Consider the following 25,069-nt stretch of genomic DNA (forward strand, 5'->3'; position numbering starts at 1 on the left):
TCGCCGGAGAAGAACACCGCATGGACAAGCCGGCATTTGTTGAAGTATGATGAAATAAGGCTGTTCCTGCACTTGGCCTCATTTTTCCGCAATCAGGTCGGTTGAAGGAGAGAACGACATGAAAGCAGTCATTTCCAGGTTTGTCGCCATTCTCATTCTGGTCATTCCCGGCATCGTCGCCTGTTTTGGCTTTCTCCAGATGAAAACGGCTACGTTCGACTATTTTGCCGCGTTCGGCAACGACGCCGTCATACCGAAATTCAGCTGGCTGACGTTCATTGTCGGCTTCATTCTGTTCGCGGTCGGCATCGGCTTCATCGGCGGCTGGATTTTCTTCCGCGACCGCAAGCACAATTACGTCGCTCCCCGCTTCAAGAAGAAGCGCCCGAGACCCAACGTTTAGCCCGCCATGGCATTGGCACAAGCAATCTTTCCTTCGGACTCGTACAATGTAGCATCTCACGAAGGAAAGGAGCTTTTCCCAATGTCCTGCCGTCATTCTCATTGCTCTCCCGAAACGGTCGTCGATCCCGTTCAAACCGTATACCGCGATGTGTATCATCCTCAACAAGTCACGGTGGTCCACCCGATCGAGATCGTCACGCGGCATCACTGCGTTCCGGTCCGCTGCGACGTGTACAAATATATTTGTCGCGACGAAAACGTAGGCGGAGTCGAGTCGGTATCTGAAGAAGGGCATAATCACGAAGGTTATGACCGTTCTACGATTTCCCGCAAGAAATCGGCCAAGAAATCCGTCAAATCCCGCGCCCGCTCCCGCAAGTAGCCTGATAAAGAAGACCGTTGCGGCCATCGGCCCAACGGTCTTTTTTTTATTCCCCTCGCCGCGGCATCCCCGCTCAGCTCACCTTATGCTCGATGCGCAGCTTGTCGGCGACCATCGCGATGAATTCCGAGTTGGTCGACTTGGATTTGCTGATGTTGATCGTATAGCCGAACAGATGGCTGATCGAGTCGATGTTGCCGCGCGTCCAGGCGACCTCGATCGCGTGGCGGATCGCGCGTTCGACGCGCGATGGCGTCGTTTTGAACTTTTCGGCGATTGCCGGATAAAGCGTTTTGGTGATGGCGCCAAGAATTTCGATGTTGTTGTACACCATCGTAATTGCTTCGCGCAAATACTGGTAGCCTTTGATATGGGCGGGAACGCCGATTTCATGAATGATGCTCGTAATGTTCGCGTCAAGGTTTTTGCCTTTGGCGATCGGAACGACATTCGACTTGATCATCGACGAAGCGGAGGAGAAGGCGCCGGAGCTCGATGTCGCCACAACCGCCTGGTTGCCGACGAGCTGGCGGACGCGATTGGCCAGCATCTCCATGTCGAACGGCTTCAGGATATAGTACGAAGCGCCGAGCTGAACGGCTTTTTGCGTGATGTTCTCTTGACCGAAAGCGGTCAGCATGATGATTTTCGGCATCGGATTGAGCCCGCTTTCACGCAGCTTCTCCAGCACGCCCAGCCCATCGAGATGAGGCATGATGATGTCCAGTATAAGCACGTCGGGGATGCGGTCCGTTTCCTTCAGCAGACGCAGCACTTCTTCGCCGTTATAAGCGATGCCCGTTACTTCCATATCCTCCTGCTCCGTTATGTATTCGGACAGCAGGTTCGTAAATTCACGGTTATCATCGGCCAGCAGTACCTCAATCTTTGGCAAGGTTGGTCCTCCTTCATCACGTTGGGATGGTCTGTTTTTTGCTTGTACTATCGTTTCGACACCCCCAAGGGATTTCCTTCTGTCGAATATTATTTTTCTTTCTTTTTGATTCTCAATTCGGTATAATAATTATTTTACTCCATTTCCCGATCTTATCCGATAAAATTCGATAAAAACCAACAAAGATCTCAAGGCTTTAAGCAGCCTTGAGATCTTTGTTCGCCGTACGAAGAATAATGCCGGCATCATGCAGCATCCACTCGATGAAACAGCCATAACCGGATGAAGGATCGTTGACGAAAACATGCGTCACAGCTCCGATCAGCTTGCCATCCTGCAAAATCGGACTGCCCGACATGCCTTGCACGATGCCTCCGGTTTTCTCCAGAAGCTTCGGATCGGTCACTTTGATGACCATGCCTTTTGTCGCGGGCTGCTTCTGCTTGCTGACGTGGCTGATTTCGACGTTGAACCGTTCGACCTTTTGACCGTTCAGCACCGTGAGGATCTCGGCCGGCCCTTCATGGACTTCCTCCGAAAAAGCGACCGGCACCGCCTCGGCCTGATAGCCGTGACCGGGCTTCTGCTCCATTTTTCCAAAGATGCCGAACGGAGTATTCCGTTCGATATTGCCGAGCACATGGCTTTCGTTGACGAAGGTGGCTCGCTTTTCGCCAGGCTCGCCGTTTTGGCTTTTGTTGATCGACGTTACATTCGACTCCAGGATTTGCCCGTCGCCGACTTCGATCGCCGTGCCCGTATCCAGGTCGGTGATGACATGCCCGAGAGCTCCGTATACGCCTTGATCCGGCGCGTAGAACGTCAGTGTCCCTACGCCTGCGGCGGAATCGCGGATATACAATCCGATCCTCCACGCGCTGTCTTCCTTGTCATAGGAAGGCTTGAGCTTGACGTTCAAAAGCTTCCCGGAACGCTTTACCGTCAGCTTCAGGGGACGGTCGCGGGAGCCTGCAATCTCGGTGTAGCGAGCGATTTCCTTGACTTCCCGCACCTTGCGGCCGTCGATTTCGACGATCAGATCGCCGAGACGGAGGCCGGCTTGCTCGCCGGGCGAGACTTTGGCATCGCCTTTTTCTCCTACAAGATGATGGCCGACGACAAGAACGCCTGCAGACTTGACCTTGACTCCGATCGTTTGTCCGCCGGGGATGACTTTGAGATCAGGGACGACATCGACATGAACGGTCTTGAATGGAATCTTGCCGAACAGCTTCAAAGACAGGACGGCTTGCCCGGTTTGTCGCGGTTCAAGGGATATCGGCTTTTTTAGATCCAGCAACTGGCGATGCTCCGCTTTGCCGTTGACATGAAGGATGGAGGAATCCACCGTCATGTCCGCATGGACAGGCATATGATAGTCCAGCCGTTTCATTTGCCCGGAGAATAAACGCAGTTCATTCGGGAAGGAGGCATAATTTTGGAACGGACTGGAGATGCCGATCATGCAAACGAAGAATACGAGAACTAATCCGAACCACCGCTTGCGCTGGTTGGCGTTCATGATCTCACGCTCCCTGTAGTTCCATCGCTTGACGATTGGTCTCGCCATTTGCGTACCTATAAGGTACCCCCGCCCCCCCGATTTATGTCCATCAAAACCTTCCCTGAAAGCCTGACTCAGGCTCCTTTTTGGCGATCTGCCAGCACAAGCATTTCCTGTGCATGATGCCTCGTCTTGTCCGTCACTTCGACGCCGCCGAGCATCCGCGCCAGCTCCTCGATCCGCTCCCGGTCGGTGAGCTCCTTGACCGAGGTGGAGGTCCGGTCGTGGACGACATGCTTGCTGATCTCATAATGGTAATCGGCCATGCAGGCCACCTGCGGCAGATGCGTAATGGAGAATACCTGGCATTTGCCGGATAATTGCGACAACTTTTCCGCTATCGCTTGAGCGGCGCGTCCGCTGACGCCGGTATCGACCTCGTCGAAGATAAGCACGGGCACCTGATCGATCTCGGCGAAGATGCTCTTGAGCGCAAGCATGATGCGCGACATCTCGCCGCCGGAGGCGATCTTGCTGAGCGGCTTGAGCGGCTCGCCCGGGTTCGGAGCGAGCAGGAATCCGGCTTCGTCGATGCCATGCAGCGTCAGCTTGTAGGATTCCTCCGCAGGCTGGGCGTCCACATGGGCTCTGAACTGCGTACGTCCCATGCCGAGATCCTTGAGCTGGGACTCGACGGAGACGGACAGCAGCTCTCCGGCTTGCTTTCGTCTTGCCGACAGCCGCTCGGCCAGCTCTGCCGCTTCCGCATACGCTTCCTTCAGCGCGGCTTTGAGCTCGCGAATATGATCGTCGCGATTTTCGATCAGGCTCGCTTCATGCTTGATTTTTTTGTAATAGGCCATAATATCCGGCAAGGTGTCCCCATATTTGCGGCGAAGCCCTTTCAGCAGCGTGATCCGGTCCTCGATGCTGGCCAGACGCTCCGGATCGGATTGGATGCCTTCCTGATAGCCGCGGAGCTGATGGACCGCATCCTCCGCTTGGAAATACGCGCCCTTGATCTGCTCCACGAGCGGCTCAAGCAGCGTCGGCTGATAAGGGGCGATCTCCTCCAGCTTGGCGATGGCGGCAGCCATCGACTCCAGCGCCCCGCTGTCATGCAGCAGTCCGTAAGCGCCGGCCGCATGCGACATGATCTTGTCCGCATGCGCCAGCGTCTCCTTCTCTTGCTGGAGCTGCTCCCATTCGTCCTTGCGGAGCGCGGCCGAACGGATCTCCTCCAGCTGGAACTTGTACAGGTCGAGCATCTGCATATTTTGGCGGCTGCCCTCCATCAAGCTCTTCAACGAGGAGCGAAGCTCCCCGTACCGGAAGAACGCCGCTTGGTAAGCCCGCTTCAGCTCCGCCACCTGCTCCCCGGCGAACAGGTCCAGCCATTCCAGATGCTGCTCGGTCCGCAGTAGCGACTGATGCTCGTGCTGTCCATGGACGTTCACGAGGCATTCGCCGATTTCGCGCAGCATCGTCAGGTTGGCGATGGAGCCGTTGATCCGGCATGAGCTCTTGCCCTGAGCGGACAGCTCCCTCCGGACCGTCAGCAGATCCTCGGAGCTGCCTTTAAGCCCGAGCCGCTGCAGCACATGCCAGACCGGATGGGCGGATCCCAGCTCAAAGGAGGCCTCCATCTCCGCTTTGTCGCATCCGTAACGGACCATGTCGGACGATCCCCTCCCGCCGATGAGCAGGATGAGCGCATCGATCAGAATGGATTTTCCGGCGCCGGTCTCCCCAGTCAGCACATGGAAGCCGTCGTGGAAGCCGACGGTCACTTCTTCGATGACGGCAAGATTTCGAATGGACAGTTCGCGAAGCATAAAAACACTCCTTTGATCCGAATGGATATGAAATCAGTTCATCATGGCGAGCAGCTGCTCGACGATCTTGCTGCCGTGCTCCTTCTTGCGGCAAATCAGCAGCAAGGTGTCGTCCCCGCTGATCGTGCCCATGATCTCCGGCCATTCCATGCCGTCGACGAGCGAGGCGATCGCGTTGGCCGTGCCCGGCAGGCACTTCATGACGACGAGGTTTTCCGCCTGGTCGACATGCAGGAAGTTGTCGAGCATCGCGCGCTTGAGCTTGTTCACCGGGATGAAGCGCTGCTCCTGCGGCAAGGAATATTTGTAGCGGCCATCCTCGGACGGAATCTTGATCAGCTGCAGCTCCTTGATGTCGCGCGACACGGTCGCCTGGGTCACCTGCAGCCCGGCGGTGCGCAGAGCTTCCACAAGCTCGTCCTGCGTCTCGATGACATGCCGTCCGATGATCTCGCGGATCTTGACATGGCGTAGTCCTTTCATGCTTCAGGCCTCCTTCTTTTTCGGTACTTCGTTTACCTCGAATTTAACCGTCCTGATCCTATTCTCCTCGGTGTCGATCACCAGTATGCCCTCCAGCTCCGGAAGCAGGAGGTGGAAGACGAGGAGCCGGTCCCGCAAGCCGCTGCCTGTCCAGTCCAGCGGCTGACGCTCGCGCATGAGCTTGACGGCATACATGTCGCCGTCGCGGATCGCCACGTAATCCACATACAGGCGGCTCGCCAGCTCCTGCCCGTCCAGGTCGACGACGAGCGGAACGCGATGCTTGCCCGAGACGACCTCGTATCCGTGCGATTCGAGAAAAAGCACATGCGGGTCGTCCGGGGCCAATATCTCTCCGCGGCCGAGCACGAGCCGCTTCAGTCCCTTGGGCTCATGAAGCCAGTTGTAGAAGGCCCGGTAGGCCCAATACACGATCAACAGCGCCGAGATTACCATCACCAGCCGGTCCAAGCGATCCCTCCCGCTTCATGGTGAGGGTAACATTCGCTTTTCGACGGCGGATTTCCTTCCGGCGGAGCTGGAGAGAAGTCCGAACATTTGTTTGCTGAATTCAGAATAGCAGAACATGCGTTTGCTTGTAAAGAGGGGGACGGAATTATTTGCCGGAATGGAAATGAGCCGAAGCCTCGGTCACGATTCTCTCCAGCAGCTCTCCGTCCGGAACTGCCGCGCCGTCCTCGCGCACCCAATGCGCGAGGAACTCGATGTTGCCCTCGCCCCCGGTGATCGGCGAGAACGTGAGGCCATCAAGCTTGAATCCGGCCGCTGCGGCCTCGCCGCATACGGCCTGCAGCACCTCCAGATGGACGGCCGGATCGCGCACGATGCCGGCTTTTCCGACCTTTTCGCGCCCCGCCTCGAACTGCGGCTTGATGAGGCCGGCGACTTCGCCGCCTTGGGGCAGCAGCGGAGCGAGCGCCGGCAGGATCAGCTTGAGCGAGATGAAGCTGACGTCGATCGAGGCGCAGTCCGGCGCCGGGCCGGACAGATCCTCCGGACGGATGTACCGGAAATTCACCCGCTCCATCACCTTCACATGCGGATGCTGGCGCAGCGACCAGTCGAGCTGGTTGTAGCCGACGTCGATGGCGTACACATAAGCGGCTCCGTGCTGGAGGGCGCAGTCGGTGAAGCCTCCCGTCGAAGCCCCGATGTCGAGCATGACCCGTCCGTCCATCGCGATGCCGAACTCGCGGATCGCCTTCTCCAGCTTCAGCCCGCCCCGGCTGACGTACGGATGGAGGCTTCCCTTGACCTTGATCTCGGAGTCGCGCCTCACCTTCGTTCCGCTTTTGTCTACCGGCTCGTTGTCCACGAGCACGAGGCCGGCCATGAGCGCGGCCTTCGCCTTCTCGCGGCTGGGGTAATAGCCGAGCTCCACGAGCAATAGGTCGATTCGTTCTTTGGTCGTCACTTCCGGTTCGCTCCTTATAACCGTAGAATGGCCTGCAGCCGGATCGCCGCAGGCCATACAAGGGTTCATGAATGCTGGTTGGTGGCGCGCTTGCGCCTCGGCTGCACGGCCAGCACCTCGGCCGCCAGCCGCTGCGCGGTCAAGCCGCAGGCTTCGCGCTGCTCCTGGATGGAGGCATGCTCGACGAACTCGTCGGGAATGCCGATCAGGCTGACGCGGACCCCCGAGCGGCCCGTCAAGGCGAAATGCTCCTGGACGGCGCTTCCGAGCCCGCCCATGACCGCTCCTTCCTCCATGACGATGAGCGGCAAGCCTTCGTCGGCCAGCTCATCCAGCATCGCTCCGTCGAGCGGCTTGATGAAGCGGGCGTTGACGACACGCAGCGACAGTCCGTCGCGGCGAAGCAGCTCCGCCGCCTGCTCGGCGACCTCGACCATCGGGCCGACCGCCAGGACGGCCGCCGCGTCTCCCGGCCGGACGATTTCCCATGTCCCGATCGGGATCGGCGTCATCGCCGGATCGAGCTCGACGCCCCTGCCGCTGATGCGGGGATAGCGCACAGCGATCGGTCCGTCGTTGTAGTCGACGGCCGTCTGCATCATGTTGCGCAGCTCGTTCTCGTCCTTCGGCATCATCAGGACGATGTTCGGAATATGGCGCAGGTACGGAATGTCGAACACCCCGTGATGCGTCTCTCCGTCCGGTCCGACGAAGCCGGCCCGGTCGATGGCGAAGATGACGTTGGCGTTATGCCGGCAGATGTCGTGGACGACTTGGTCGTACGCCCGCTGCAGGAACGTCGAGTAGACGGCGTAGACCGGCTTCATGCCGTCCATCGCGAGCGCGGCGGACATCGTGGCGGCATGCTGCTCCGCGATGCCGACGTCGATCATGCGGCCGGGGAAGCGCGCGGCGAACTTCATCAGGCCGGAGCCGGCGGGCATCGCCGGCGTGACGGCGACGATGCGCTCGTCGCGCTCGGCCAGCTCGATCAGCGCGTCGCCGAAGACGTCCGTGTACATCGGCGGACCGACCGCCTTCAGCATCTGGCCCGATTCGATCTTGTATGGCGAGGCACCATGCCATTTGAACGAATCGGCCTCCGCCGGCTTGTAGCCTTTCCCCTTGACCGTGACGACATGCACGAGCACCGGCCCTTGCACGTTCGACGCCTGCTGCAGCGTCTCGAGCAGCCCTTCGAGGTCGTGTCCGTCGACCGGTCCGATGTAATGCAGGCCGAACTGCTCGAAAAGGATGCCGCTGACGAGCAGATACTTGAGGCTGTCCTTGAACCGCTCCGCCGTCTTGGCCAGCTTGCCCCCGATCGCCGGCACCTTCTGCAGCAGCGACTGAAGATCCTCCTTGGCCTTTTGGTAATGGCGGTCGGTGCGGATGCGGCCGAGATACTGATGCATCGCGCCGACGTTCGGCGCGATCGACATCTCGTTGTCGTTCAGGACGACGATCATGTCGCGCTTCTCGTGGCCGATATGGTTGAGCGCCTCCAGCGCCATGCCTCCGGTCAGGGCGCCGTCGCCGATGACCGCGACGACCTTGTTGGTCCCGCCTCTGAAGTCGCGCGCCATCGCCATGCCCATGGCGGCCGACAGCGACGTGCTGCTGTGGCCAGCCTCCCAGACGTCATGATCGCTTTCGCTCCGCTTGATGAAGCCGCATAGGCCGCCTTGCTGGCGCAGCGTATCGAAGCGGTCCTTGCGGCCGGTAAGGATCTTGTGCACGTAGGACTGGTGGCCGACGTCAAAGATGAATTTGTCCGTCGGGCTGTCGAACAGGAAGTGCAGCGCCAGCGTCAGCTCCACGACGCCGAGATTCGGCGCCAGATGTCCGCCCGTCACGGAGAGCTTTTGGACCAGGAACTCCCGGATCTCGCTTGCGAGCTGTTCCAGCTCCGGCACGGACAGGCCTTTCAGATCTTCGGGTCCGTTTAGTTTGTCGAGCAGCACGATAGGTTCCTCGCTTTCGTGAGCGGCGGGCGGATCGCCCGCCGTCCCGTCAATACACATTATTCACCATTATACCATACGAAGCGACATGAAACCTCATGCCCGCCTCAGCGGTCGCGATTCATCAGGTAGTCGGCCAGCTCCGCGAGGCGCTCCGGCTTGGGAAGCCTCGCCTCGAGCAGAGCCTGCTTCGCTTCGGCGGTGAACTGTCCGAGCAGCCTGCGGCTCTCGTCCATTCCGACGAGGTAAGGATACGTCACTTTCCCTGCGGCGGTGTCGCTGTTCGTCTTTTTGCCGAGCTTGCTCTCGTCGCCGATCAGGTCGAGGATGTCGTCCTGGATCTGGAACGCGAGGCCGAGCTTGCGGCCGAACTGCTCCAGCCGGGCCAGCTGCTCCGAGCTGGCTCCTCCGAGCCGAGCGCCGGCGGTGACGGAGAAGATGACCAGATCGCTCGTCTTGTGCTCATGGATATATTGGAGCTCGGGCAGCGTCGTCGCGCCTTGCTCGCCCTGCATGTCGGCCGCCTGGCCGCCGACCATGCCGGCCGGGCCGGACAGCCGCGACAGGTCCTCGACGATGTCGAGCACGACGGCCGTGTCCGCGCCGAAGCGGCGCGCCGAGGACGCCATGTGGAACGCATGCGTCAGCAGCCCGTCGCCGGCAAGGATCGCCATCGCTTCACCGAACACCTTATGGTTTGTCGGCTTGCCGCGGCGGTAATCGTCATTGTCCATCGCGGGCAGGTCGTCGTGGATGAGCGAGTACGTGTGGATCATCTCCACCGCGCAAGCGACGCGCAGCGCCGCCTCGCGATCCGCCTCCCCGCCTCGGGCCGCCTCGGCGGCGGCCAGCACGAGCACCGGACGGAGCCGCTTGCCTCCCGCCGACAAGGAGTAGTCCATCGACTCCCGCAGGCGCGGCGGCACGGCCCATGCTTCGGGCAGCGACCGCTTCAGCTCCGCCTCGATGAGGGCCGCATTCGTCGCCAAATAATCTGCCAGCATCGGCTGCGCGCTCATCGGGCTTCTCCCCGATCGTCCGGCAGCGCGTCGAAAGGCTCGGTCGCAAGGCCCGCGCCTCGTTCCAGCAGCGTCTCGATGCGGCGCTCGACCTGCTCCAGCTTGCCGCCGCACAGGCGGGAAAGCTCCATGCCCTCCTGGAACAGCTCGATCGCCGTCTCCAGCGGGACGTCCCCGCTCTCTAGACGACCGACGATGCCTTCCAGCTTTTCCATCGCCTGCTCGAAGCTCAGCGCCTGATCCTGCTTGCTATCGCTCATTCCTGCTCATCCTCCTTGATCGCCCACACATGGCATTCGGCACGTCCGTCCGGCAGCCGCACCTGGATCAGATCGCCTGGCTCCAGATCCTTTACGGAGCGGACCAGCTTATCGTTGCTATCTTCATATACGAGACTGTAGCCGCGCGCCATGACCTTGAGCGGACTGAGCGCGTCGAGCTGCCGCACCGAGGAGAGGATCCGCTGGCGAGCGTCCTTGACGGCGCCTCGCGCCGCTTTGGCGAGCCGCTCGTCCAGCTGCCTCAGGTCCCGCCCGGCAAAAGCGGCGCGGCTGGAAGGCGACTGGCTCTGCAACCTCCGCTCCAGCCGCTCCAGCCGCTGGCCCGAGCGCTCCGGCAGTCGCCGAGCCAGCTCCTCGAGCCGCTGCGTCAGCCGGTCCAGCCGCTGCGCCTGATCCAGCAGATAACGCCTCGGATGGACAAAATAAGGAGAGCGGCGCGCCCTCTGCAGCCGCTGCCTGCGGCTGTCCAGCGTCCGCTCCATCGCGGCATGCAGACGCTGCTCCAGCCGCCGGAGCGATTCGCCGATCTCCCCGATATGGGGAGCCGCGAGCTCGGCGGCGGCCGTCGGCGTCGCCGCCCTCCGGTCAGCCGCGAAGTCAGCGATCGTAAAATCGGTCTCGTGGCCGACAGCCGATATGACCGGAATCGCCGAAGCGGCGATCGCGCGCGCCACCGTCTCCTCGTTGAACGCCCACAGCTCCTCCAGCGAGCCGCCGCCGCGGCCGACGATGAGCACGTCCGCGCGGCCGTGCCGGTTCATCGCCTCGATGCCCTTGACGATCGACGGCGCGGCTCCGGCGCCTTGCACGACGGCGGGATAGACGAGGATCGCCGCGGCCGGATAGCGTCTCTGCAGCGTCGTGATGATGTCGCGCACCGCCGCTCCGGTCGGCGACGTGACGACGCCGACGACCGACGGATGACGGGGCAGCTCCCGCTTGCGCGACTCCGCGAACAGCCCTTCCTCCTCGAGCTTGGCCTTGAGCTGCTCGTAGGCGAGATACAGGCTGCCGAGTCCATCCGGCTGCATGGAGATGCAGTAGAACTGATAGTTTCCGTCCCGTTCGTAGACGGAGATGTTGCCGCGCGCGATGACCTTCGCGCCTTCGCGCGGACGGAACGGCAGCCGCTGGTTGTGGCTGGCGAACATGATGCATTTGAGGCGGCTGTCCTTGTCCTTGATCGTGAAGTACATATGGCCGCTGGAATGATGCGTGAAGTTCGAGATCTCGCCCCGGATCCAGACGTCCCCGAGCAGGCGGTCTCCCTCCAGCTTCATCTTGATGTATCGGGTCAGCTCCTTGACCGAATAGATCCTCGGCGTATCCGTCACGGGCTACACGCCCGCTTTCCGCTTCGCCGCCTTGAGCGTGTTCTGCATCAGCATCGCGATCGTCATCGGGCCGACGCCGCCCGGCACCGGCGTGATCGCGCCGGCGACGTCCAGGCAATCGTCGTAATCGACGTCGCCGGCGAGCTTGCCGGTCTCCAGCCGGTTGACGCCGACGTCGATGACGACCGCTCCCGGCTTGACATAGCGGCGGCCGATCGCTTTGGGCTTGCCGATGGCGACGACGAGGATGTCGGCCTGGGAAGCGATCGCCTCCATATTGTCGGTGCGGGAATGGCAGATGGTGACCGTCGCGTTCTCGCGCAGCAGCAGCATCGCGACCGGCTTGCCGACGATGTTGCTGCGGCCGATGACGACGGCATGCTTGCCGGCGGGATCGACGCCCGCGCGCCGGATCAGCTCGATGATGCCGGCAGGCGTGCAGGGCAGCAGGCTTTCGTCGCCGATGACGAGGTTGCCGGTGCTTTGCGGGCTGAAGCCGTCGACGTCCTTCTCGACGGCGATCGCGTCGATGACCGCCTTTTCATGGATATGCTTCGGCAGCGGCAGCTGCACGAGGATGCCGTGCACCGCTTCGTTCCGGTTCAGATCGGAGACGAGCGCCAGCAGCTGCTCCTCCGTCGTCTCCTCCGGCAGGCGGTGGACTTCGGAGTGGAAGCCCATCTCCTTGCATGTCTTCTCCTTGCTGCCGACGTAGACAGCCGATGCCGGGTCTCCGCCGACGAGCACGACCGCCAGGCCGGGCACGATGCCCCGCTCCTTCAGCCGCGCCGTCTCCAGACGGATCTCCTCCCGAATTTCCTGCGCGATGCGCTTGCCGTCGATCACCTTTGCGCTCATCCCGATCTCTCCCCTCGAATCTAGAGCTTGCGTCAGTTGGCCTTGAGCTTGTCCAGCTCGGCGATGAGGCGGCCGAGCACGCCGTTGACGAACTTGCCCGACTCGTCCGTGCCGAAGCGCTTGGACAGCTCGATCGCCTCGTTCACGACCGCCTTGGGCGGAACGTCGGTGCGGAACACGAGCTCGTAGCATGCCAGACGCAGCACCTGATGGTCCACCTTGGACAGGCGGTCCACCTGCCAGCCGGTCAAATACTGCTGCAGCATCTCGTCGATGGCCGATTTGCGCTCCAGCACGCCGTGCACGAGCTCCTTGGCGAACTCTCCCGTCTCGCCGGCATCCAGCTTCCCGGCTCCGGCCTCGTTCTCCTCCCGCGCCTCGGCGAGCAGCATCGCTACCGCCTCTTCCGCCGACACCTCGTTCATTTCCATTTGGTACAGGCTCTGTACCGCTATCTCACGCGCCAACCTTCGTTTCATAATGCCTCCTGAGCTTAGCTTGATTTAGTCGTAAAAAAAACCTATGATCTCCTCCCTGCTCCGAACAGCCGCGCGAGTCGCGCGGCAGGTCCGAAGTACGGAGGAGACCACAGAATCAGCGATACCGCCCGAAGCGTTGCTCGACCCAAGCGGCGATCCGCCGCCACGGGACGAGCGGCTCGCCGCCGGTATCCTTGCGCTGGCCAGCCGCATAGCCGACCCATAAGATCAGGCCGACGAAGAGCATGTCCCAAAAACCGGATACGAGGAAAACGATCGCCAGAAAAAGCGCCGCGCCGACGCCGACGATCCTGCCGCCGTATCCGTCCCACCAATCTCTCCACATCGCTGCAGGCCTCCTATTCTACGCGGCTCTTGAAGGACGGGGAAGAAATGACGTTGGCGACGAACACCGACACGGCCGCGACGGGAATGCCCGTAATCTCTTCCACGTGGTCCTTGACCGCCCGCTGGATCTCCTCCGTCAGCTGGGGAATCGACGTCTCGCCGTCCACGACCGCGCGTACGGCGATATCAAGTCCCGCCTCGGCGGTAGTGATGCGGGTCTTCAGATCCTTGACGCCGCGCTGGCGGCCGGCCGCCTTCAGCACGAGGCTCTCGACCGTATCCATCGAGATGCGGATATCGCCGAAATCGTTGCGCTGGTCGATCGAGGACGACGCGGCGCCCTTGACCCGGACGGCGACGTAGAACATCCGCAGGCTGAGCAGCAGCAGCAGGACGGCGCCGATCAGCATGGCCAGATGGACCGCGCTGCCGGAGTCGTACCATTCGGCTAAGAACGCGCTTGCATCCTCCCGGTGAATGCCGCCGGCGCTGGCGATGATGACGATGATGGCGATGATGCCGGCCGCAAGGCTGTACAAAAACAAGAGCAATCTGTCCACGATTCGGCTCAAGACGAGTTGACCTCCCATAAAGCGGAATAAACCCCCTTGCGCCGAGCGGCAGCCCAATCACAAGGGGGTGATGGTGTTTGGCTTATTTGACTCGGAGCGCCGCGTCTTCCTCTTCGATGCGCTCGCCGGCCTTGAAGTAGACGTCATGGATATGTACGTTCACTTCGACGACGATCAGCCCGGTCATCATCTCGATCGATTTCTTGACGTTGCGCTGGATTTCGGATGCGATCTCCGGAATCGGGTTGCCGTATTCGACGATGATGGACACGTCGACGGCCGCCTCGCGATGGCCGACCTCGACCTTCACGCCTTTGGAAAGGTTCTTGCGGCCGAGCAGCTCGGCGATGCCGCCGGCCAGCCCTCCGCTCATTCCGGCTACGCCGCCGACCTCGATCGTCGCCAGTCCCGCGATGACCTCGATGACTTCCGGCGCGATCTGGATCGTGCCGATATCCGTCTTTTCGTAGTCTGCTGCCATGATGCTCATCCTTAGGCGCACCTCCGTGTTGAGTAGGTGTCCCCCGATGCACGCCGGGGGCTCATCCGATTTCATATTCCTATACTATAACATTGGGCGAGTTTTATGACAAACGGATCAGCCCGACACGGATTCGTCGCCGTAAGGCTTGTTCACATCATGCTCCTCGAGGAACTTGATGTCGAAGCGGCCGCCCAGGAAAATCGGATGCTCCAGCAGCTTGAGATGGAACGGAATCGTCGTCTTGATGCCCTCGATCGCGAACTCGGACAAAGCGCGCTTCATGCGGTTCACCGCTTCGGCGCGGGTCGGAGCCCATACGATCAGCTTGGCGATCATCGAGTCATAGTGAGGCGAGATCGTATAGCCCGGATAAGCCGAGCTGTCGACGCGGACGCCGATGCCGCCAGGCGGCAGGTAGAAGCCGATCTTGCCGGGCGACGGCATGAAGTTGCGCTCGGAGTCCTCGGCATTGATGCGGCATTCGATCGACACGCCGTCGATCTGCAGCTCCTCCTGGCGGAAGGACAGCGGATTGCCCTCGCAGACCGAGATCATTTCCTTGATGAGGTCGATGCCGGTAATCATCTCCGTCACCGGATGCTCGACCTGGATCCGGGTATTCATCTCCATGAAGTAGAACTGGCCGTCGGGACCGAGCAGGAATTCCAGCGTGCCGGCGCCGCAATACTCGACGGCCAGCGCGGCGCGAACCGCCGCCTCGCCCATCCGCTCGCGCAGCTCGGGGCTGAGCACCGGACAAGGCGCCTCCTCGACCAGCTTCTGGCGGCGGCGCTGCACGGAGCAGTCCCGCTCGAACAGATGCACGGCGTTGCCGTGGCGGTCGGCCATGATCTGGATCTCGACATGCTTCATGCCCGTCAAGTATTTCTCCAGATAGACGCCGGCGTTGCCGAACGCCTTTTGGGCTTCCTGCTGCGCCGTCGTGATCTGCTGCACGAGCGCCTCCTCGTTCTCGGCGATGCGGATGCCCTTGCCTCCGCCTCCGGCCGTCGCCTTGATGATGACCGGATAGCCGATGCCTCGCGCGATGCGCACCGCTTCGTCCAGATCCTCGATGATGCCGTCGGAGCCGGGAATGACCGGCACGCGCGCGTCCTTCATCGTCTGCTTGGCCATCGCCTTGTCGCCCATGCGGCTGATCGCCGACGGGGACGGTCCGATGAAGGTGATGTTGCAGGATTCGCAGATCTCCGCGAAGTCGGCGTTTTCGGCGAGGAAGCCGTAGCCCGGATGGATGGCGTCGCATTCGGTGAGCGTCGCCACGCTCATGATGTTCGTCAGGTTCAGGTAGCTGTCCTTGGACAGCGTCGGCCCGATGCAGTAGGCCTCGTCGGCGAGGCGCACATGCAGCGAGTCCCGGTCCGCCTCGGAATAGACGGCGACGGTCGAGATGCCGAGCTCGCGGCACGCCCGGATGATCCGCACGGCGATTTCGCCGCGGTTGGCGATCAGGATTTTTTGGAATTTCAACGCGCTTGTCTCCTCCTCACGCACCATGCTTATTCGGGACGAACCGTGAACAGCGGCTGGCCGTATTCCACCAGCTGGCCGTTCTGCACGAGCACTTCCACGATCTCGCCGCGGACTTCGGCCTCGAGCTCGTTCATCAGCTTCATCGCCTCGAGAATGCAGACGACGCTCTTCTCCGTCACCTTGCTGCCCGGCGAGACGTACGGAGGGCTGTCCGGCGTGGAGGCGGCATAAAACGTGCCGACCATCGGCGATACGATCTGGTGCAGGTTCTCCTTCGGCGCGGCCGAAGCCGCAGGAGCGGCGGAAGCCGGCGCAGCAGCCGCGACGGAAGCCGCAGGCTCGGCTGCCGGAGCCGTATATGTAGAGATCGCCGGCGCACCTTGCACGAAGACGGTTTCGGCCTTGCCCGGCTTGCGGATCGCAAGCTTCGTTCCTTCGTTCTCGATCTCGAACTCGTGCACGGAAGTCTGGTCGATCAGCTTGATCAGCTCTTTGATTTCATTAAGTTTGAACAATGCGATTCACTCCTTCGACGATTGCAGCTTGAAAGGCGTACTCACTCATGCCCAAGCGCGGCCATGGCCAGGGGCCTTGCAGCGCATCCGGGGCCATGACGTAGTGTATTATAGCACATGGCCCCTCCGAGGACGAGTCATTCTGCCAAACTCGGGAACGAACCTCCTCTTCGGGACGCCGCCCGGCCTGCGAGCAGCCGAAAAGGGGCTTTCCGGATCGCCCGGAAAGCCCCTCGTTTGCCGCCTACGGCAGGTACTGCACGAGCACGTCGCCCGCGTTCACGTCGAGCGCCGCGCTGACCGTAGAGATGATCGCGGCCGCCTGGCTGCGCTCCAGCTTCTGGCTTTGGACGACGACCTTGACCGCATCGCCGTTCTCGTCGATGACGACGTTCTTGAATTCCTTCTCCAGCTGGCCGCGCAGCTCCGTCAGCTTGCTCTGGCGCTCCTCGAAGCCCTCCAGCTCCGTGACGGCCTTGGCGGACGTCTCGCTGTCGCTCTTGACGTCGGATATTTTCTGCATGATCTTGTCGTATTCCGCGTTGACCCGCTCCTGCGAGCGGAGGCCGAGCTCCGTGAACTGGCTGGAGGAGCCGCTCGACTCATACTGCTGCAGCACCGCCTGATCCTCCGGCGACAGCCCGCCGTCCGCAGCGGTCTCCTTGTCTGCGCCCGCCGCGTCCTTGCCTGTCTCTGCCGACTCCGCCGACTCCGCCGCTTCTGCGGCTTCCGCCGCCGCTTCGGCGTCCAGCGCGCCGTCGCCCGTCACCTGCTGCACTTCGATGCCGTCCGTCTGCGACACCTCGGCCGCTCCCGCCTGCGTCTGGGCCGTATCGGCCAGGCCTTTCGTACCCGCATCCTCCGTGAACAGATAATAAGCGGACAGCACGACCATCAGGCTCAGCATCGATACCAGCCAGATCGTTTGACGTTTGGAATTCATCGTTCATATCCCTCCTTGGATTGGTTTACCGCTTTTCCCGCTCGCTTGCGCTTGCCGCCGCCCCGCTTCAGCCCGTCTTGCGAGGCACGATCGAGATCGCCGAGAGCGGCACGTCCATGCCGCGCTCGACCGCCTCGGCGATGATCCTCCTGACGGTGGCGTTCTCCGCCCCGTTCGCGACGACCAGCACCCCCCGGACCTTCGGCTTGACGATCTTGGTGACGACCGGCTTCTGCTCGCCGGACACCTCGTACATGACGATCTTGCCGCTGCTCGTCATCTGTGTCACATGACGCTTTCCGCCTGACTTGTCGGTCTCGTCCGTCACCTGCTGCGACGTATTGTCGTCCTTGCCCCAGACGTTCTCCTCGGTGGAGTCGACCGTGACCAGCACGTCGACCTCGCCGACGCCGACGATCTTCTCCAAAATATCCTTGAGCCGCGCTTCCAGCGGCGCCTCGATGCCGCCGAAGTCCGTGCCCGGCGACTGCACGCGGCCGCCGAGCGCCGCCTGATCCTCCGCTGCCGGCGGCGGGGCCGCGTCGCCGCTCGGCAGCGTGCCGACATCCCGGAAGTTCAGGACGTTGCCGGCCAGAATGAGCAGCACGCCGATCCCTCCGAGCACGAGCAGCCAGCGCAGCGACTTGATGCGGCTCGGCCCTTCGGCTCCTCCGGCAGCCGCCTGCCGCAGCTTTTCCCACCAATTGGCCAAAAGGCCTCCCCTCCCTTCAGCTGCCGCCCGCCGGCTCCAGCTCTACGCTCACCTGCGCCGCTCCGATCGGCCAGGACCCGCTCACGATCTGGCGGATCCGGCTCTCCAGCCGCGCGTCCGCCTTTCTCGGCGAAGCCTCCCCCATGCCGGCCATCGCCTCCTGCGCCTCCGGCTCCGACAAGCGCACCTCGACCGGCTCGACCGGCTTCACCGGCTCGATCGAAGCTTCTCCGGCGGAGGCATCGTCTGCCGCGGCCGCTTCTGCCGGCAGGACCTCGCCGCTCGGCGCAGCCGCCAGCAGCACGTTCACGCTGCGGATCTCCCCGCCGCCTTGCCCGTCCCAAGCGACTGCGGCCGCGACTTCCTTGACCGCCGCCCCCGTCTCCCGCTCGACCGCTTCCCGGATGCCCGCCTCAAGCTGCGTCCGGGCCAAAGCGACCGCCTGCTCGCCGGAGCGTCCGGCTGCGATCTCGGCTTGCCGCAGAATCTCGTCCAGCGAAGGCATCTTCACCTGGGAGCGCTCCAGCTCGCGGTTCCATTCGCGGTAGCCGGTCTCGAGCCGGGTCTGGAAATCGCCCTGCACGAGGCGCAGCAGCGGCGTCAGGATGACGAGCAGCACGATCAGGCCGGTGACGAGCCGCGCATAGCGCTGCATCCGCTGGTTCGGCAGCAGCAGGTCGACGAGGGCAGCCAGCAGGACGACTGCGACGACGTCTTTCAGCCAGGAGCTCAGCCAGTCCAGCATGCCGCTCCTCCTCCTCTCCTCTCGCCGCGGATCCGCCTCATCGCATCATGATCGCGGCGTTGCCGGCGGTGAGCAGGATCGTGACCGCGAGGAAAAACATCAGGCTCACCGCCGCCAGCGCGCCGAACACATAGAGCATCGTCTTGCCGATCGTGCTCAGGCAGGTCGTGATCGGGCTCGCTCCGAGCGGCTGGAGCACCGCTCCGCAGGCGTTGTAGATGACGGCGAGCACGAGGATCTTGATCGCCGGGAAGGCGCTGATGAACAGCAGGATGATGACGCCTGCGAGCCCGACCGCGTTTTTCGCCAGCATCGACGCCGAGATGACCGTGTCGGCCGCGTCGGAGAACGTCTTGCCGACGACCGGGACGAAGCTGCCGCTGATGAACTTCGCCGTCCGCAGCGTCACTCCGTCGGTCATCGAGCCGGTCGCCCCCTGGATCGAGACGACGCCGAGAAAGACGGTCAGCATGACTCCGAGCAGCCCCGCTCCGATCGTGCGCAGCATGTTCGCCAGCTGCGTCACCTTGAAGCGGTCCGACATCGCGCTGGCGATGTGGAGGACGGCCGAGAAGAACAGGAGCGGAAAGACGACCGTGTAAATGAGCGTGCCGACCAGATGGACCATGAAGATGATGACCGGATGCAGCAGCGTCACGGTGGCGATGCCTCCGGAGCTGGCGATCAGCGTCATGAGCAGCGGCACCATCGCCATCATGAACTGGATCATCGTCTCGATCGCGTCCTTGGCGTAGCCGATGGCGACGTGAAAGCTGTTCACCGCCAGCACGATCAGCACCATGTAGGCGACCGCGTAGGCGACCTGGCTGACCGTCTGCCGCTCGAACGCCGACTGCAGCGTCTGCAGGATCGAGCTGAACACCGCGAGCAGCACGATCGAGACAAGCAGCTTGCCGTTGTAGAGCACCTCATGCGTCAGCATCGCGAGCAGGCCCTTGAGCACGTCCGACGCCTTCAGCCCTTGTCCGCCCGGCGCGACCATCTCGAGGAAGCTCGGCATCGTGCCTTCCGGAAAATAGCCTCCGTACTGCCGGACAAGATCGTCCCAGTACGACTCGACCGCATCGGTGCCGTAGCTCTGCGCCTGCTCGCGCGCCAGCTCCTCCGTGATGCCGGCCGCCGTTCGGCTGCCGTCTCCGCCGTCCGGCGGCTGCGCCGAAGCGGCGGGCGCGAGGCCGAGACCCCATGCGGCGAGCAGCAGCCACAGCAGCGCCAGCTTGAACCGCATCCTTCTCACCCCCCGGCCGGCAGCAGGCCGACGACCGTCTCGACGATGACGTTGATGATCGGCACCGCGAGCACGAGAATCAGCACCTTGCCGGCGAACTCGACCTTGGACGCCACGCCTTCCGCTCCGGCATCCCGGATGATCTGGGCGGCGAACTCCGCGATATAGGCGATGCCGATCATCTTCAGGATCGTCTTGAGGTAGACCGAAGGGATACCCGAGCGCTCTGCCAGCTGCTGCATCGTGCCGATGACCGCCTCGATGCGACCGATCATGAGCAGGAAGATGAAGATGCCGGCGAACATCGCGAGCAGGAACGCGAAGAGCGGCTTCTGCTCCTTGAGGACGAGCACCAGGATCGCGGCGAGCAGCCCGATGCCTGCAATCTGTACCATTTCCATAAGCGTCTCCCGTCCCGCCGCCGCTACTGGAACAGGAAGATCGTCTTGATCTCCTGGAACAGGTCGTTCAGCATGCGCACGACCATGAAGAGCACGACGACGAATCCGATCAGCGTTACCCAGTGCGCCATGTCTTCCTTGCCCATCTGCTTCAGCACCGTGTGGATCATGGCTACGATGATGCCGATGCCGGCGATCTGGAAGATGGCGCTTATATCCATTGTCATGTCATCGGCACCCCTAAACGATCAGTATGACGACCAGCGCGGCAAGGAGGATGCCGAGCGCGCGGGACAGCTTCTCGTACCGCGCCTGGTCGTCCCGGGCGCCGCTTTCCTCGGCGAGCAGCTGCTGCTGCGCCAGCTTCAGATGCTTGAGCTGGTCCTCCCGATCGCTCATGCCGAGGATCGAGCCGAGCCGGCGGAGCGAGGCGAGCTCAGGCGCCTTCAGCGCCGTTCTCGGCCCGTAGGCTTGGATCGAGGCTTCCCAGCCGGCTTGGAAATCGGCGCTGCGGCCGCTCTCGATCGCATCGGCCGGAGACAGCAGCATCGAGGCGAGCGGCTCGCTCGTCTGCGACGCGACTCGGCGCAGCGCCTCGGGCAGCGGCGTGTAGCCGTAGCCGATCTCCGTCTCGAGCCGCTGCAGCCCGTGCGCCAGCTCGCGCAGCTGCTTCGGACGGCGGGCGAAGCGCGCCGCCTGCATGAACCCGATGAGCGTGCCGGCGATCAGCACCAGCACCGCGCCCGCCGCCTTAATCACCGCTCCGCCCTCCTTTGCCCGTCGCTGTCGGCTCCCGGGCCGTCGGCGCTCCCCGCAGCAGCGGTCCGGCAAGCACGGCCGCTGCGCCAGAATCCGAGGCCGTTCCCGCTGCCGGCAAGCGATGCGTCCGCATGCGGAACCCGGTCCGATCCCGGCTCAGCGCGACGACGCGGGCGAACGCTCCTTCGTCCAGCAGCTCGCGCAGGATCGGCCGGCCTCTCGCCTCTTCCAGACTCGAGGCGTGGGCGGTGGCGAGCACCGCTACGCCGGCATGCGCCGCTTCCCGCAGCGCCGCCGCGTCTTCCGGGCGGCCGATCTCGTCCGCGGCGATGATCTCCGGCGACATCGAGCGGAGCATCATCATCATGCCTTGAGCTTTCGGACAGGCGTCCATCACGTCGGTGCGCGGACCGACGTCGAAGGAAGGAATGCCCCGCACCGAGGCCGCGATCTCGGAGCGCTCGTCCACGACGGCGACCCTTCTCCCCGGCCAGCCCGCCAGGCTCGCGCCCGGCCAGCTGCCGGCGCTCGCCATCCGCACGAGATCGCGCAGCAGCGTCGTTTTGCCCGTGCGCGGCGGCCCGATCAGCAGCGTCGAGTGCAGCGAGCGGCGCGCGGCGTCGACGAGGCTTTCCGCCAGCGGCTCGGCTGATCCGACCGTCTCGCGGGCGATCCGCAGGTTGAACGCGCCGATGTCGCGGATCGCTTTCACTTCGCCGCCCTCCAGCACCGTCCGGCCGGCCAGCCCGACCCGATGGCCGCCGGCAACCGTAATGTAGCCCTTGCGAAGCTCCTCCTCCATCGCATAGAGAGAGTGGTTGGTCAGCTGGCCGAGCAGCTTGCGGCAGCAGGCCGCGTCGGGCCGGAACGCCTCCAGCGGAACGTCCGTCCAGCCGCCGCCGCGTCCAAGAAAGCCGGAGCGGCCGCCGGCGACAAGCTCGAGCGGCCTGTCCTCGCGGATCCGCACTTCTTCCAGCTGGTCCAGCACCGCCTCGGGCAGCGTTCCGATGCGCTCCTTCAGCTCCGGCGGCAGCAGATGTCCGATGGCTGTCAGCATATCCTTTCACCTCCCCTGGATTCGTCCGGGTCCAAGCCGGGCTTGGCTCTTTCCGCATGATTAAATGTATGCCCGCCTGTCCGCAATATGCCTTCGAATCTAGCGGCGGCTCTATTTTTTGAGCACGCCGATCAGTAGGCAGGCGACGCCTGTCCCGATCCACAGCATCCGCGACGGCGACAGCTTGTCGGACAGGCCGATGAGGCCGATCGCCGTCGTCGTCAGCAGCACGATCGGACCGACGAGCGCCAGCGCGGAGTTGACCGCGAGCGCCTTGTCCACCTGGTTGAGGCGCAGCATGAGCAGCGCCGCCATGATCTCGATCGAGCCCGAGACGAGGCGCAAGGATGCCATCGCGGCGACAGCTTTGTTCAACATGAGTCCGTTCCCCCTTTCGACCCGCTATATTGATGTAACGGCTTGGTCCAGTCTATGAGCCGGATGGCGGAATTATGGCCCGTCCCGCATCAAGCGAAGGAGCTTGATGGCGGCGAGGGCGAGCTTGAAAGAGCGTGCAAGGCTGGTCAGCGCACCGAGGCGGGGCAAGCGGGACAGCGCGCAGACTCGAGGCAACCGGGACAGGCGGGACAGCGCGCAGACTCGAGGCAAGCGGGACAGGCGCGGTTGACGGGGCATTGAGGCAGGAGAGCTGTTTCGAGGCGGCTGAGGATGACGCATGCGCGTTGATATAGTTCGGACGTATGGCGGGGCTCTAACGATGGGGCTGTATGGCATCGCGGCTTGACATGTTGGTAGGCCGCGGGCGTACGGTGTTCCTTTTCAAGGGGGACGGCGATGCAACGACGATTCAGCTCGTTAGAAGGCATATTTCGGCTGCCAGGAAAATCTTGCGATTCGTGAGGAGCTTAGATCCAGATCAGCAGCGGTCAGACGCCATATATATGGTCAACTCGCTCTTCTAAGCAGCTGATTCGTCATTGCTTATCAGGAGGATGGCGAAAACAAGCCTCTAAACGCATGGGACGTCGTTACGGTCGAAGAGGTATACGAGAAAAGCGTTCACCCACGCTCCCCTGCGGGGAGCGACGTCAAAGGAGGCGACGAGCGTCAGTGGAAACCGAGTTTCAATCCAAGACCCTACCGTCCGCCGATCGCTCCTGAACATGAGGGTATATGCAGGTAGAGAAACGTTCACCTGACCGGATGCGTCCGTTGCGAGCCGCTCGATTTCCCCTATTTCGCAAAAAAAGTCCAGCCTCTGGGGAGAGGCTGGACTTTTCCAATAATCAATCCTTGAACAATAGCAGCGGCAATCAAGCAGCATGTCGGCCAAGACGCTCCGCCGCCCTGGCGGCGGGCCTACTGCCCGCTTACCAAGACGCTCCGCCGCTCTAGCGGCGGGCCTACTGCACGCTTACCAAGACGCTCCGCCGCTCTAGCGGCGGGCCTACTGCACGCTTACCAAGACGCTCCGCCGCTCTAGCGGCGGACCTGCGGCCCGCTTACCAAGATGCTCCGCCGCTCTAGCGGCGTTCCGAAGGTCCGCCGACGAACACCTGCTCCGCCGTGTCGAGGCCATACGTCGTGTGCAGGGCGCGCACGACGTCCTGCAGCGGCTCGGCCGCGATGACGCAGGAGGTCTTGATTTCCGACGTGCTGACCATCTTGATGCTGACGCCGAGATCGGAGATGGCGCGGAACATGCGGGCCGCGACGCCCGGGTTGCTGACCATGCCCGCTCCGACGATCGACACCTTGACGAGGCCCGTCTCGGAGGTCGTCTCGCGGTAAGGAACTTCCGAGCGGATGCCAGCGATGATCGACACCGCCTGCTCGGCGTCGCCGCCGGCTACGGTGAAGCTGAAGTCGGCCTTGCCGTCCTGCACGCCGCTCTGCACGATCATGTCGACGTCGATGCCGCCGTCCGCCAGCGCGCCGAATACGCCGGCGAGCACGCCCGGCACGTCCTCGACGCCCAGAATGCTGATGCGGGCGACATCCTTGTCGAATGCGATTCCGCGTACTACGATTCCTTGTTCCATGACCGCTTCCTCCTTGACCGTCGTTCCTTCGTTGTGCGTGAAGCTGGAGCGAACGACCAGCTTGACGTTGTTGTGCTTGGCGTACTCCACCGCGCGCGGATGAAGCACGGCTGCGCCTAGATGCGCCAGCTCCAGCATCTCGTCGTACGAGATCTCCGGCAGCTTGCGCGCGTTCTTGACGACGCGCGGATCGGTTGAGTAGATGCCGTCCACGTCGGTGAAGATCTCGCACACATCCGCCTCGATCGCCGCCGCGAGCGCGACCGCCGTCGTGTCGGATCCGCCTCGTCCAAGCGTCGTGATCTCGCCTTGCTCCGTCATCCCTTGGAAGCCCGCGACGATCACAATACCGCCTTCCTCCAGCGCCGCGTGGATGCGGTCGGGCTGGATGTCCGTGATGCGCGCCTTGCCGTGCAGCGGCTCCGTGCGGATGCCTGCCTGCCAGCCCGTCATCGATACGGCCTTGCGGCCCATCGCATGTATCGTCATCGACAGCAGAGCGACCGAAATCTGCTCTCCCGTCGTCAGCAGCATGTCCATCTCCCGTGCCGGCGGATTCGGATTCAGCCGTTTGGACTGGTCGATCAGATCGTCCGTCGTATCTCCCATCGCCGATACGACCACGACGACCTTATGGCCCGCATCCCTGTTCTCCACGATCCGTTGTGCTACTCGCTGCATGCGTTCCGTCGTGCCGACCGAACTGCCGCCGAACTTCATTACGATCAACGACACCGCTGTCTCACTCCCCACCTATAGCTGTTGCAATCAAGTATCGATTATAGCACACTCCCGCATTACAGAGTAGATGTTTCAAATCATGCTCCACTGCGGGGAGCGACGTGTGCAACGTAGTGATGGGCAGCGGCGCGCAGCTGCTTCAATCCACGCTCCCCTGCGGGGAGCGACCATC

The 25,069-nt window shown here is 62.6% G+C and carries 29 protein-coding genes; 2 read left to right on the forward strand and 27 right to left on the reverse strand.

Annotation, left to right across the window (positions count from 1 at the left end; translation table 11 throughout):
* Positions 1-118 precede the first annotated feature (118 nt).
* Positions 119-403 (forward strand): DUF2627 domain-containing protein, encoded by a 285-nt coding sequence (locus tag H582_RS0119215; protein WP_028599842.1) that lies wholly within the window; start codon positions 119-121, stop codon positions 401-403.
* 81 nt (positions 404-484) lie between these two features.
* Positions 485-787: a hypothetical protein gene (locus H582_RS31190; RefSeq protein ID WP_084137433.1), complete on the forward strand. Its 303-nt coding sequence runs from the start codon at positions 485-487 to the stop codon at positions 785-787.
* A 73-nt stretch (positions 788-860) separates the two neighbouring features.
* On the opposite strand, the gene spo0A is transcribed toward H582_RS31190, so the two are convergent.
* The 27 genes from spo0A to H582_RS0119355 all read right to left on the reverse strand — a co-directional run bounded on the left by spo0A (position 861) and on the right by H582_RS0119355 (position 24,891).
* A complete protein-coding gene (gene spo0A, locus H582_RS0119220) occupies positions 861-1,682 on the reverse strand; it encodes a sporulation transcription factor Spo0A (protein ID WP_028599843.1) in 822 nt (273 codons plus the stop codon).
* 196 nt (positions 1,683-1,878) lie between these two features.
* A complete protein-coding gene (gene spoIVB / locus H582_RS0119225) occupies positions 1,879-3,204 on the reverse strand; it encodes a SpoIVB peptidase (RefSeq protein ID WP_028599844.1) in 1,326 nt (441 codons plus the stop codon).
* A gap of 116 nt (positions 3,205-3,320) precedes the next feature.
* Positions 3,321-5,021, reverse strand: a complete 1,701-nt coding sequence (gene recN, locus H582_RS0119230; RefSeq protein WP_028599845.1) for a DNA repair protein RecN — start codon at positions 5,019-5,021, stop codon at positions 3,321-3,323.
* 33 nt (positions 5,022-5,054) lie between these two features.
* Positions 5,055-5,504, reverse strand: a complete 450-nt coding sequence (ahrC, locus tag H582_RS0119235; protein WP_028599846.1) for a transcriptional regulator AhrC/ArgR — start codon at positions 5,502-5,504, stop codon at positions 5,055-5,057.
* Positions 5,505-5,507: 3 nt separating this feature from the next.
* On the reverse strand, positions 5,508-5,975 hold the full coding sequence (locus H582_RS0119240; protein ID WP_028599847.1) for a hypothetical protein: 468 nt from the start codon (positions 5,973-5,975) through the stop codon (positions 5,508-5,510).
* A 145-nt stretch (positions 5,976-6,120) separates the two neighbouring features.
* The gene (locus tag H582_RS0119245) at positions 6,121-6,996 is read right to left on the reverse strand and encodes a TlyA family RNA methyltransferase (RefSeq protein WP_052333434.1); all 876 of its coding nucleotides are present in this window, start codon (positions 6,994-6,996) and stop codon (positions 6,121-6,123) included.
* 8 nt (positions 6,997-7,004) lie between these two features.
* A complete protein-coding gene (gene dxs / locus H582_RS0119250) occupies positions 7,005-8,963 on the reverse strand; it encodes a 1-deoxy-D-xylulose-5-phosphate synthase (protein WP_373864115.1) in 1,959 nt (652 codons plus the stop codon).
* Between the two features lie 47 nt (positions 8,964-9,010).
* Entirely contained in the window at positions 9,011-9,922 is a 912-nt protein-coding gene (locus tag H582_RS0119255; RefSeq protein ID WP_028599850.1) for a polyprenyl synthetase family protein, read from the reverse strand.
* Positions 9,919-10,182, reverse strand: coding sequence for an exodeoxyribonuclease VII small subunit (gene xseB, locus H582_RS0119260; RefSeq protein WP_028599851.1), 264 nt, complete (start codon positions 10,180-10,182; stop codon positions 9,919-9,921). The genes H582_RS0119255 and xseB overlap by 4 nt, the downstream gene beginning before the upstream one ends.
* Positions 10,179-11,537 carry an exodeoxyribonuclease VII large subunit gene (xseA, locus tag H582_RS0119265; protein WP_028599852.1) on the reverse strand — a complete coding sequence of 453 codons (1,359 nt, stop codon included), beginning with the start codon at positions 11,535-11,537 and terminating at the stop codon, positions 10,179-10,181. Before xseA ends, xseB begins: the two co-directional genes overlap by 4 nt.
* Before the next feature lie 3 nt (positions 11,538-11,540).
* Positions 11,541-12,395 (reverse strand): bifunctional methylenetetrahydrofolate dehydrogenase/methenyltetrahydrofolate cyclohydrolase FolD, encoded by an 855-nt coding sequence (gene folD / locus H582_RS0119270; RefSeq protein WP_028599853.1) that lies wholly within the window; start codon positions 12,393-12,395, stop codon positions 11,541-11,543.
* Positions 12,396-12,427: 32 nt separating this feature from the next.
* Complete coding sequence (gene nusB / locus H582_RS0119275) at positions 12,428-12,874, reverse strand: transcription antitermination factor NusB (protein ID WP_028599854.1); 447 nt, start codon at positions 12,872-12,874, stop codon at positions 12,428-12,430.
* A 115-nt stretch (positions 12,875-12,989) separates the two neighbouring features.
* On the reverse strand, positions 12,990-13,220 hold the full coding sequence (locus H582_RS0119280; protein WP_028599855.1) for a DUF2273 domain-containing protein: 231 nt from the start codon (positions 13,218-13,220) through the stop codon (positions 12,990-12,992).
* Between the two features lie 13 nt (positions 13,221-13,233).
* On the reverse strand, positions 13,234-13,794 hold the full coding sequence (amaP, locus tag H582_RS0119285; RefSeq protein WP_028599856.1) for an alkaline shock response membrane anchor protein AmaP: 561 nt from the start codon (positions 13,792-13,794) through the stop codon (positions 13,234-13,236).
* A gap of 82 nt (positions 13,795-13,876) precedes the next feature.
* Entirely contained in the window at positions 13,877-14,284 is a 408-nt protein-coding gene (locus H582_RS0119290) for an Asp23/Gls24 family envelope stress response protein (RefSeq protein WP_028599857.1), read from the reverse strand.
* Positions 14,285-14,392: 108 nt separating this feature from the next.
* Complete coding sequence (gene accC / locus H582_RS0119295) at positions 14,393-15,769, reverse strand: acetyl-CoA carboxylase biotin carboxylase subunit (RefSeq protein WP_028599858.1); 1,377 nt, start codon at positions 15,767-15,769, stop codon at positions 14,393-14,395.
* A gap of 29 nt (positions 15,770-15,798) precedes the next feature.
* Positions 15,799-16,287 carry an acetyl-CoA carboxylase biotin carboxyl carrier protein gene (gene accB, locus H582_RS0119300; protein WP_028599859.1) on the reverse strand — a complete coding sequence of 163 codons (489 nt, stop codon included), beginning with the start codon at positions 16,285-16,287 and terminating at the stop codon, positions 15,799-15,801.
* 244 nt (positions 16,288-16,531) lie between these two features.
* Positions 16,532-17,230, reverse strand: a complete 699-nt coding sequence (locus H582_RS0119305) for a SpoIIIAH-like family protein (protein WP_028599860.1) — start codon at positions 17,228-17,230, stop codon at positions 16,532-16,534.
* Between the two features lie 67 nt (positions 17,231-17,297).
* Positions 17,298-17,942 carry a stage III sporulation protein AG gene (gene spoIIIAG / locus H582_RS0119310; RefSeq protein ID WP_028599861.1) on the reverse strand — a complete coding sequence of 215 codons (645 nt, stop codon included), beginning with the start codon at positions 17,940-17,942 and terminating at the stop codon, positions 17,298-17,300.
* 16 nt (positions 17,943-17,958) lie between these two features.
* On the reverse strand, positions 17,959-18,687 hold the full coding sequence (gene spoIIIAF, locus H582_RS30330; RefSeq protein WP_052333435.1) for a stage III sporulation protein AF: 729 nt from the start codon (positions 18,685-18,687) through the stop codon (positions 17,959-17,961).
* 37 nt (positions 18,688-18,724) lie between these two features.
* Complete coding sequence (gene spoIIIAE, locus H582_RS0119320) at positions 18,725-19,936, reverse strand: stage III sporulation protein AE (RefSeq protein WP_052333436.1); 1,212 nt, start codon at positions 19,934-19,936, stop codon at positions 18,725-18,727.
* Between the two features lie 5 nt (positions 19,937-19,941).
* Positions 19,942-20,337, reverse strand: coding sequence for a stage III sporulation protein AD (gene spoIIIAD, locus H582_RS0119325; protein WP_028599863.1), 396 nt, complete (start codon positions 20,335-20,337; stop codon positions 19,942-19,944).
* 23 nt (positions 20,338-20,360) lie between these two features.
* Positions 20,361-20,564 carry a stage III sporulation protein AC gene (gene spoIIIAC / locus H582_RS0119330; RefSeq protein ID WP_028599864.1) on the reverse strand — a complete coding sequence of 68 codons (204 nt, stop codon included), beginning with the start codon at positions 20,562-20,564 and terminating at the stop codon, positions 20,361-20,363.
* Positions 20,565-20,577: 13 nt separating this feature from the next.
* Positions 20,578-21,096 (reverse strand): stage III sporulation protein SpoIIIAB, encoded by a 519-nt coding sequence (gene spoIIIAB / locus H582_RS0119335; protein WP_028599865.1) that lies wholly within the window; start codon positions 21,094-21,096, stop codon positions 20,578-20,580.
* A complete protein-coding gene (gene spoIIIAA, locus H582_RS28475; RefSeq protein ID WP_084137434.1) occupies positions 21,089-22,153 on the reverse strand; it encodes a stage III sporulation protein AA in 1,065 nt (354 codons plus the stop codon). Before spoIIIAA ends, spoIIIAB begins: the two co-directional genes overlap by 8 nt.
* 111 nt (positions 22,154-22,264) lie before the next feature.
* A complete protein-coding gene (locus tag H582_RS0119345) occupies positions 22,265-22,531 on the reverse strand; it encodes a YqhV family protein (RefSeq protein WP_028599866.1) in 267 nt (88 codons plus the stop codon).
* A 1,106-nt stretch (positions 22,532-23,637) separates the two neighbouring features.
* Entirely contained in the window at positions 23,638-24,891 is a 1,254-nt protein-coding gene (locus H582_RS0119355; protein ID WP_028599868.1) for an aspartate kinase, read from the reverse strand.
* Positions 24,892-25,069 lie beyond the last annotated feature (178 nt).

It is taken from the genome of Paenibacillus pasadenensis DSM 19293, from assembly GCF_000422485.1.
In the GTDB taxonomy this organism is placed as follows: Bacteria; Bacillota; Bacilli; order Paenibacillales; family Paenibacillaceae; genus Paenibacillus_O; species Paenibacillus_O pasadenensis.